At 45.5% G+C, this 10670-nt stretch carries 5 protein-coding genes; 3 read left to right on the top strand and 2 right to left on the bottom strand.

Going from position 1 to position 10670, the window contains the following annotated elements; all coding sequences use genetic code 11:
- Positions 1 to 18 precede the first annotated feature (18 nt).
- A complete protein-coding gene (locus tag KDW_RS09730) occupies positions 19 to 1311 on the bottom strand; it encodes a metallophosphoesterase family protein (RefSeq protein ID WP_162005101.1) in 1293 nt (430 codons plus the stop codon).
- 563 nt (positions 1312 to 1874) lie between these two features.
- On the opposite strand from KDW_RS09730, the gene KDW_RS09725 reads away from it, so the two are divergent.
- Positions 1875 to 2639 (top strand): HD-GYP domain-containing protein, encoded by a 765-nt coding sequence (locus KDW_RS09725; RefSeq protein WP_151755765.1) that lies wholly within the window; start codon positions 1875 to 1877, stop codon positions 2637 to 2639.
- A gap of 127 nt (positions 2640 to 2766) precedes the next feature.
- Here the strand turns inward: KDW_RS09725 and KDW_RS09720 are convergent, their stop codons facing one another.
- Positions 2767 to 3693 carry an ABC transporter substrate-binding protein gene (locus KDW_RS09720; protein ID WP_151755764.1) on the bottom strand — a complete coding sequence of 309 codons (927 nt, stop codon included), beginning with the start codon at positions 3691 to 3693 and terminating at the stop codon, positions 2767 to 2769.
- 351 nt (positions 3694 to 4044) lie between these two features.
- Here KDW_RS09720 and KDW_RS09715 point away from each other — a divergent pair, with 351 nt between their 5' ends.
- The gene (locus KDW_RS09715; protein ID WP_162005100.1) at positions 4045 to 6477 is read left to right on the top strand and encodes an amylo-alpha-1,6-glucosidase; all 2433 of its coding nucleotides are present in this window, start codon (positions 4045 to 4047) and stop codon (positions 6475 to 6477) included.
- 2083 nt (positions 6478 to 8560) lie between these two features.
- Entirely contained in the window at positions 8561 to 10663 is a 2103-nt protein-coding gene (gene dnaG / locus KDW_RS09710) for a DNA primase (protein WP_151755762.1), read from the top strand.
- Positions 10664 to 10670 lie beyond the last annotated feature (7 nt).

Here is a 10670-nt window from a genome sequence, read left to right as displayed (position 1 = left end):
CAATCGTGAATGCTGCAGCTACTGCCTACTTTTCATCTCATCAATCGCCAACAATAATTCCTCTTTTGTGAAGTGCAACGCCTTCTGCTCAGACTCATCAGTTGTAGACGCAATCCATTCATCGGCCGCAGTGGCCAACTCCTCGCGAAGAGAGAGACGCTCACCGGCTTCAGTTGAGCCAGAAGCATCTTCATTCAAGACAGAAAGGGCACTATCATCAATCGCCAGAGCAAAACAATGCTCCTCGCCATAATGGCGTATTTGATTTAAATCCAACTGGTGATAGGCACTACGCGTCAGCTCACCCTGTAAGCGCAAGAGGATCATCGCATCATCACTACATAGAGGGTTCAAACGTGCCAGCATAATCTCAGTCGGGGACTGAGCCGAATCCTCGGGCCAGAGTTCCGACGTGGAGATGACCACTTCATGCATAGAAAATGAATCAACACTGATGTGATTACACCAACGCACACCATCGGCAGCCAATCCCAAAAAAACAAAGCCCGGGGCCTGCTCAGGAGCACTAAAATCGATATACTGAGTAGCGCCCGCCACAATCACCTCGGTCTGGTCCAGATGCAACTGACTATGGCTATGATGATAACCAGCCAGAATATAAGGAAATACCGACTGCTTGCGAAGACTATTCTGAGTCACCACAGCGCGTGTATCCAGCAGGGAAGAACCGGTCGTCAGCCCCTCAATAGGAACATGAAGGACCAGGAGAGGAACCGAAGCCCGCTCAATCTCCAACTGAACACGTACATCGGCCAATGGATCACCGACCTGTCCGGGTAGCACCCCCAATCCACACACGCCCACAGTCGTACCACGTACATCTATCATCACCGGCTCAAGTTGTTGTGACTCATCGCGCTGAGTTGGGGAAAGATAATGGAGGGCCCCCAACTGAGAATAACTCATCTGAGGAGCGGGGGTCGTATCCCCCAGCAAAGACTGAGCTGAAGTAGGAGTATCATGTACCCCACCGAGAGCAAAAGTCTGAACCCCAGCCTGTTTCAACTGAGCCAGCCGCTCCGCCACAAAACTGCGGTCTCGTTCATCCGGAATAGTTGTATCAAAAAGATCGCCAGCTTGAATAAAGAGATCGACCCCCTGTACAATGGCAAAATCCGTCGCCTGTTGAAAGGCATGGCGCAACCGCCGCTGTCGCTCCTCACGCTTACGTGGAGGTTGGCCAAAACCAGTATAACCGAGATGATTATCAGCAGTCAGCACCACCGTAACGACACCCTCACGTTGCTGATCAGAGTCAGGGGTTGCAACCGGTTCCAGGTCATGTTTCAAAATAAATTCTCCCGAGCAATGGCTTCCGTCTCTATAAACGAACGCTTTGATGCTAATACTCTTTTCTCAAGGTGAGTCTATCACAAAAGCAGACGATTAAAAACGAATCATCATAGTAAGAGGGACTATTTGGGGAATAAAAGGAGCTATACAAAGTAATACAAAAGTACTTATTATCCCTCTGGGATAGACAGTATGAAAAATGAAATATTAATATGATAGCAACCCACCCAAACATAAAGAAAAAAAGCAGCGCAGGTGATCATCAAAATACGTTCAACGACCCGAACGTCAGTAGATGATAGCCAATTGGTATTATTATCATTTACATTAGAGCCATTTATTCGTATTCGTTAGTGGTAGTAAAAAATTTGACCTACCATATTGGAACCCACATTCCGCACCCTAAAAAACGACTTTTTTGATATCAACAAATGACGCTTTTGCATCTTTTTCATAGTAGATAAAAGACGAGAAACAAGAACGTTTGATCCAAATTGGTTCATTTTACTTTTTCCTCTCTTTCGCAAAAGAATTATAACAAGCAATAAGAGTAAAAGTTCATGGCTATCCTTGTTATTCAAAAAAGTATCATATTGAACTGCGGAATGTGGGTTGGAACAGACATGTGGGAGAGCAGAGTGGTGGCAGTAAAATATTTGACACATTTAGAGAGAGACAAAGAAACAAGAAAAGTGCTCCTCTCATTAGCCCAGAGCATTCAAGAGCGCGACATCGTCACATACGAGCACTCGCGTCGGGTAGCTGTCTATGCTCAAAGACTGGCCCGTTACATCGGCTGGAGCCGAAGGGAAGCCAGGGATCTAGCATTAGCGGCCCTCGTCCACGATCTCGGAAAGACCTGGATAGGAAACGACATCCTGAACAAATCAGCGGCCCTATCCACTGAAGAGAGACGAAAAATGGAGCGCCACCCGGTTACAGGAGCAAGAATATTGATTGGATATGAAGTACACCCTTTTTATGTAGAAGCGGTGCTATATCATCATGAATCCTGGAACGGGCAAGGATATCCCGCAAAACTTAAAGGTGAAGAAATTCCACTCAGCGCCAGGATACTCACCGTAGCAGATGTTTACGATGTACTAACCTCCCAGCGTCCCTACAAAGCACCGCTAACCATAGATGAAGCAAGAGAACGGCTGCTCGCAGGATCAGGAACCAACTTTGATCCGACCGTTCTACAAGCCTTTGTACACCTGATAGACGTTACGCCAGATTTCACCTTATCGCAACACGTATGTGGCATCAACCTCAAAAATATCCAGCAGCCAACCTTTTATAATATGTTTATAGCCGGTTCCTGATATTTCAACAGTCAGGCTGCAAAGATATACAGATAAACAGTGCCCCAAAAAACAAAGACTGGTCTTTTTCCATCGACCAGCCTTTGTTATAGAGTTCACCCCCACCAGAGAAACAACGGACCGCTTTTCACGCATGTGAAGGTTTCATCTGTGGTGAAAGATTATAATTAGCGGGAACCGTCACATCACCGCTATAGAGGCCCCATTTTTGGATAAGCGCATGATAGCTACCATCCTTCGTCAACGCCTGCAGAGCCAGTTGTACAGAAGACAACATCGCCCCATCATCCTTACGCACCATAATCCCCTCCATCGTAGGCCCAATCATATCTCCAGCCAACTGAAAAGAAGTCGGATGAAGTTTAATAGCATAATCGGCCACCGAAGCATCCTCATAGACCGCCACCACCTGTTTGTGTTGTAGCAGCAAAGCCGCATCAGAATACTGTTTCACCACCAACACCTTGATAGCAGGCTTACCATCGCGCTGACAAACCTCGGTCATGCTCAACAACTCATGCCACTCAAACGTCATATCCTTAACAGCCACCGGAAAACCACAAAGATCGTGGAGAGTATGAATATGAGAAGGATTGCCTTGAAGGACCAGTAACGACTTCCCACCGCGAAAATACGGAATAAAGTTCACCTTCCGTTGCAACTCAGGAGTCACACTCACCGCAGAAATAACCACATCAAAACGCCTGGCAACCAGACCATCAAACAGCGACTGAAAATCATTCGAGACGATATGAACCTGCAGATGAAGCCGTTGAGCAATTGAAGTAATCAAATCAACATCAAAACCCACCGGCCGCTGACTGGAAGGATCTAAAAACTCCTGTGGAGCATAATTCGTATAACTTCCAACAGTCAGCACCTGGGGAGTCAAAACATGAGGTGTCTCAATATGAGAAGGAAGCGAAGTAGGAGTCAGGCGTTGATAAGCCATACCCACATCGCAACCAGCCAGGAAAATCAGACAAAACCAACCAGAAAGGAAGACATACAGCCATCGATAGCGCCGACCGCCCCCCCGAAAAGGAAACATCATGAGAAATAAAAACTCCTCTCACTACAACACAGACAGATGTGGCAACCACACATCTTCTCATCCTTTACCAACCCAAACCAGATGCGCACCAAACGATGCCTACGTCTATGCAATAATTACGTTAAGCGAACGCCTCATATCACACCAACAGATTTTTGAGTAGAGGAGAAGTAAGAAATTACACCTAAAATAAAAATACCGTAAAAATACCTTGTCTGGTAAAGATTACCAGAGGATAGTGTGATACACTATCAAATGGCCAGGTATAAACTCAAATTCAAAAAAACACGACAATACTGCTGTCCATTCGTAGTCACAGAATTTACATTGAGAGGGCTTGGAGGGTCTAGCATGGCCATCAGCTTTGATCGCAGCATCTGCTGTGATCTCAACGAAACCATCTCACGTGAATGGCTCGTCACAAATGGTCTGGGAGGATACGCAGCAGGGACAGTTGCAGGCGTGCTTACACGAATACAACATGGGCTACTGATAGCAACCCCACCACTGGCAACAAAGCCACAACTTTTACTGGCAAAAATTGATGAAGAGATCAGCTATGATCAGCGAACCTACTACCTGGGCACCAACGAATACCGAGACGGAACATTCAATCCCTCAGGATTTGTGCATCTCGAAGCCTTCCGACTGGAAAACGGCTTTCCCATCTTTACCTATCGGCTGGGTGGGATAGATGGAATGATCTTAGAGAAACATATCTGGATGGCACAAGGCTTCAACACCACCTACATTCAATATCGAATCATAAAACCAACCCGGAGTGCTAAAACCGCCCACAAAGTCAATCCCACCACAAGTCCACCCACAAATAACAGTGGGCGATTAAAGTATGCGAGCGAGCCCGACAAGCCAGAACCACTTATGCTGACCCTCTTACCATTGGTGGCCTATCGTCCTTATGACAGCCCCCAGCGTGGCAATACAGCAGCCCGCTTCCACATTCAAATGCATAGCTCGGAAACATCAACGGCAGAAAGCGCCAGTCAAACAATTCTTCCCACCGGCACAGCTGGATGCAGCATCTTTACAGAAGCAGCAACCAGCCCTTATCACCTATTGGCCATTGGAAAGCCAGAAGCGCAAGCCACCTTCATACCAACAGGAGTCTGGTACTGGAACTTCCTGAGACGCTGCAATACAGTAGCGGGACAACCAGACACCGACGACCTCTATCTACCAGGTGTCATACGAGCAACACTCTATCCAGACAGCAGCTCCAGCCTGACCATCATCGTCAGTGCAGAAGAGCTCAGTAGTCAGCTCTACCAACCAGAAACAATTACGCTACTATATAAGAAGAACATAGAGCAACGCCAGAGCACACTACAAAAAGCGCTCCAGCCACAGTCCACAATGGCAGGAGAGTCAGACAGTAAGCAAGATCGTCAGCTTCACCTGCTCCCACTCACAACCACTTCAGATACATACGCAGGAGGGCAAAGTTATCTCCAACAACTTCTTCATGCCAGTGAGCATTTTATCGCACGATACAGCCAGACCACAGAACGTCTAGAGTCAGGCAAAGCAAGTCGCCCATCAACTCATGCCAGTAATATCAAGAGAGAAACAGCAGGCGCAATACGCCTGTTATCTGACTACTTTAACCTGGAATACAGGACACGTGACGCATTAATCGCCATTCCAGGAATCCTCCTGGTAACAGGACACTATCAGGAAGCCCATCACTACCTGAAAGAACTCGCCAGCTACTTTATAGGAGGCATGCTTCCCGACCGTTTACCTGCAGAGCAGCAAGCTCTGACAGATCATGATTATAGCAGTGCCGATATTACCCTCTGGTATTTCTATGCACTGGACCAGTACCTGAAGGCAACGCACCATTACGAATTTTTAGAAGAGCTGTTTCCACGGCTAGCAGAAAGCATTAATCGTTATATTCAAGGAACCCACCATGGAATCCAACTAGATAGAGCCGACGGCCTACTCAGGGCAGAGAAAACAGGAAAAGCCTTAACCTGGATGAATGAATATCATAATGGCAAACCAGTCACCCCGAGAGCAGGTAAACCAGTAGAGCTCAACGCCCTCTGGTATTATGCACTCATACTCATGCAGGGCTGGTCCGAGCGGCTTGGATACATAGGGCACATTGGTTACGACGCCAGCACCTATCAGCAACACGCCAACCATTGCAAGCACAACTTTCAACAACGCTATTGGAATCCCGATCGTAACTACCTCTACGACGTTATTGACGGTCCAAACGGAGACGATGACAGCCTGAGAGTAAATCAATTGTTTGCCATAGCACTTCCACATAGCATGCTGGAACAATCCTATCGGCGGCAGGTCTTTGAAACCATCACTCAGCACCTGGTCACTCCCTATGGTCTGCGCACACTTGCACCACACGAACCTGGCTATCAAGGCCACCTCGAGATAGACGCCAGACAGCCAGACAAACAACACCATTCCTTACACCAAGGAAGCAGTTGGATCTGGCTCATAGGACCATATATAGACGCGATGCTCACGCAATGGGGAGAACCGGAAATCGAACAAGACAGTCAGCTGTTTCAAGAATACTTATGGCGTAAAGGCATGCAACTCCTGGAACCAATCCGAGAACGATTTAGCGTAGGCCTACTAGGAACATGTGAAAACATCTTTGACGGAGACAACCCTCAACATCCAGGTCCACAAAGTGCAGGACTGCTAAGCACCGCAGAGTTGCTACGCATCTACAACAGGCTCGTACAAATGCGAATAGAGCGTCCAGAAAGCATGTTACTCCATCAATAAAGAGCATTCAAGCGAGCTCAAAACAAAGTTCTGCACATTTATACAATAGTTATCCACATTTTTTGTGGATAACTATTGCGTTTCTCCACCCAGAAAGAGCATCGATCCGTAGCAATCTACCTCATCGCTAGAAATGAACAACGAGTCATTTCGCAAGTTGTTTTCTGACAAAAAAGTCAATGTAGACACATTTTTCATGTATTTTTCCTATAAACATAGTTTTTGCACAAACACTGTGGAAAACCTCTCACCAACCTCCCGAGATCCTCACAATTCCACATAGCTAGTTATATAACTGGTTATAAACATTTCACACTATTTTCACATCAAAAAGTTTTCCACAAAAAATGTGGAAAAGTTATCCACATTATCCACATTTGTTATGTCTAGTTGACAGGGGTACTATCAATCCATATAACCAGTTATATAACTAGCATTGAGTGTCTTGCTATCAACTCGACATAAATCTAACTTATCCACAATCGCTGTGGAAAAGTTATCCACATTATCCACATTATCTATAGCCTGCTATATAGCCAGTTATCAAGTTATATAGCAGGCTATATAACAGATCCCATAAACCTCCCGAGATCCTCACAAAAACTCACAGGATCCTAACAGTGCATCAACTTATCCACATTTTCTGTGGATAAGTTTTCCACATTATCCACATTATCTATAGCCTGCTATATAACTGGTTATATATGTCACATAAACCTCCCGAAATCCTCACAGAAAAAAAGTTATCCACAATCGCTGTGGATAACTTATCCACAGCATAGAGATAAAGTTACATAAGCCATATAACTGGCAGACTTATCCACATTTTCTGTGGATAACTTTTCCACATTATCCACAGGTACGGACAAGTCAGACGAAAAAAGCATCAAGTTATCCACATTTTCTGTGGATAACTTTTTTTTCTGGAGCCAAGATGTCATCGCTCATCGTTTGTCGGAACCAAGTTGTCATCATCAATATACTTCTGGAACCAGGATGTCATGACATTTCTTAAGCAAGCATCCTGAATAAAAGGGACAAAAATGTCAATTTTTTGACAATAATCTATCGAATATATTCAATCCAGGCTGCCAAAAATGTATAGATTGTCAGAAAACGGGGATTTATCCACAACGATCTTACTTTTCCACACTCGGTGTGGAAAACTTATCCACCGGAAAAAAAAGCGGTGGATAACCTGTGGATAAGTTGTGGATAACCTGTGGATAACCTGTGGATAAGTATGCTTCGTTTCTGAACAGTTATTCATATGTGGAAAAGTTATCCCCAGGTTATCCACCGTCTATCCACATAAATTCTGCTGCCTGAACGTCTGTGTGGATAACTTTTTTTCAGTGCCTTTAGCCCGCCCTGGAAGCCACTTTATGGAGAATCAAAATATCTCAAAAAAAGGGTCAAAAAAAAAGTTATCCACTTTTCCACATCCCCTACTACTACTGTTTTATAAATTTTTTTAAAAATATATATATTCTTAGTAGTATAGTGCTGTGGATAACTTTGGCGTGGGACCGAAAAAAAAGGATTTGAAGAACATCTGCTCTAAATCCAGGAGTATGACAATCATCGAAGCCAGGAGCCACCAGAATACATCCAACCAGATGGAGTCAGGTTTAAGAAGAGAGGACAAAAGGATTAGCAAGGAGAGGCTATTTAGTTATACAATGGTCTTGAAACAAAAAGTCCTGGAAAAGAAAACAGAGGAAATCGAAAACTGCGTAAACATGCCCAGATGTCCTATCTTCACCATCATCACGTAGCTCCTATCGTTACAAGTAGTACAATAGGTATAACACCTTCAGAAGTTTCGTATATTTGTGCATATACTTTTAATCTGACCAACGCAGTGTAAATCGGCAAAACATGGCACAAATGTGGATCGGAATAGCTATACACGCGACTTTTAGCAAGATCGCACGTTCTATTGTTGAAATACAACTCCGCGAAAGCAATCTCAGCCCGAGCCTGGTGTCGTTTTGTCCAAGCGTAAGGGTGTAACAGCAGCAATGGAAACAGAGAAACCTATAGAGGGAGCAGTGTTCCCTAAACGTGCAAAGATTAAGCAATGACAGCAGCAATTGAGACAATCAAAGCAAAGATAGACGTGGTGGATGAAATAAGTGCGGTTGTGACATTACAGAAATCAGGCAAGTCCATGAAGGGACTCTGCCCTTTCCACAATGAGCGCACACCATCATTCTACGTATTCAGGGAGTCCCAGACCTGGCACTGTTTTGGGTGTAACGAAGGAGGAGACATATTTTCCTTCGTACAAAAACAGCAAGGACTTGACTTTCATGAAGCGCTACTCTATCTAGCTGAGAAAGCCGGAGTAGCTGTTGAAGAGCATAATGGAAGTAATCCAGAAGAAGAAAGAGAAGCGAGTGCGGCCAGGGAGCGTTTACGGAAGCTCAACGAAGACGCGTTACTCTGGTTTCATCAGATGCTCTTAAGATCCAAAGAAGCCGAAGGCGCAAGAGCCTACGTTGAGAGTCGAGGGGTCTCATCCGAGAGTGTTCTTTCATTTAGTCTGGGTTATGCTGGTGAGCACTGGGATGGTTTATCCCGTTACCTCTTGAGTCGTGGCTACACTGAACAAGAGCTGGTAATCGGTGGATTAGCACGTTGGCGCGAGAATGAAAACTTTGGAGGTGAACGCAACGGCATCTATGACTACTTTCGCAACCGACTGATCTTTCCCATACGAGATGATCGCGGGCGTGTGATTGGATTTGGAGGACGTGCGCTAGGGGAAAGCAAGCCAAAGTATCTTAATTCGCCTCAGACAATGTTATTTGAGAAAAATACAGTCTTATATGCAATTGATATGGCGAAAGATGCAATAAAGCAAGTTGGACAGGTTGTTATAGTAGAAGGGTACGTAGATGCTGTTATTGCTCATCAATACGGAACCAAACAGACCGTGGCCTGTATTGGTAGCGCAATTACCGAGAAGCACATTCAAAAACTAAAAAAGCTCACTAGGCAAGTTACACTGGCGCTTGATCCGGATGCCGCAGGCAATGCAGCGACAGAGCAAGGTATCAAAGAAGCGCTCAAGGGATTTGATCGTACGATGGTACCAGTGCCACTTGCTGGTGGAAGTACCAATCATGCTTCACGTCAGCCGAGTCAAAAAGGCCAGCAAAAATTCAACAAGCAACCGCAAACGCGTGGCATAATTCGCCTTGAGGAGCAAGTAGACGCTGAAATCAACGTCCTGCAGCTCCCGCCAGGTGAAGATCCAGACGAAGTAATCCGACGTGATTTCCCCACCTGGTTTTACGCCGTCAACCATCCACTATCGCTGATTGATTACTACTTTACAGTCAAGACAGTTGATCTTAATATGCGGGAGCCAGAGGGAAAAACAGAAGCAGCCAGAAGACTCCTGCCCGTAATTGGAATGATAAGCGACCGCATCAAGCGTGACGCTTATATTCGCAAGTTAGCCAGCATGATCAGCATCGACGAGCGCAATTTATATGCTGAATTGCAAAGAACCATGCGTGGTCAACAAATCGCAGGTGTGACCGCAGATTTTAGTGGAAAAGGTTGGCAGGCAGGACAATCTCAGCCTTCGAGCAAAGAAAAATCAATCCTTGAAGATGAAGAAGACAGACCGGTAGCAGTAAGTGGAAAGGGTAATACTGATAAAAAGAGTGAGATGACACAAACAAGGATCGGGCTTGACAGAACTGATCGGAGTACGCTAAAATGGGAAGACTACCTTATCGGGCTACTCTTGCAAAATCCAGGCCTATGTCCACATGTTTGTGTTATAATTAACGAAGATGACTTCGCCGGGACAGACACGCGGGAGTTGTACCACTTACTCAACTCTGTGTATCAACGTGAATCTTCCCCTTCATACCAATCCTTAGAACAACTCGTGCCTTCGGCACTGATGCCCGCAGTAGCTAGAGTTCTTGAGAGCGTTAAGGCGATGTCTCCACGAGACGCGGATGTGCTGATAAAAGAAGCGACCCAGTGCGCCACACGTCTCAAGAAAAAGAGCCTGGAACAATTAAATACAGAACTAAAATTTCTCTTACAAGAAGCCGCCGCGGCCGGGGATAGAAGTGCTGTCAGGCAGCTTCAGCTGCAATCTGTGGCGATTCAGAGACAAATATTGACCCTGAATACAGCTACGCGGTTACAAGGGTAAACCGCCT

The organism is Dictyobacter vulcani (assembly GCF_008974265.1).
Classification (GTDB): Bacteria; Chloroflexota; Ktedonobacteria; order Ktedonobacterales; family Ktedonobacteraceae; genus Dictyobacter; species Dictyobacter vulcani.
Note: the sequence above shows the minus strand (reverse complement) of the source record. Positions and strands in the feature narration are given on the sequence as shown.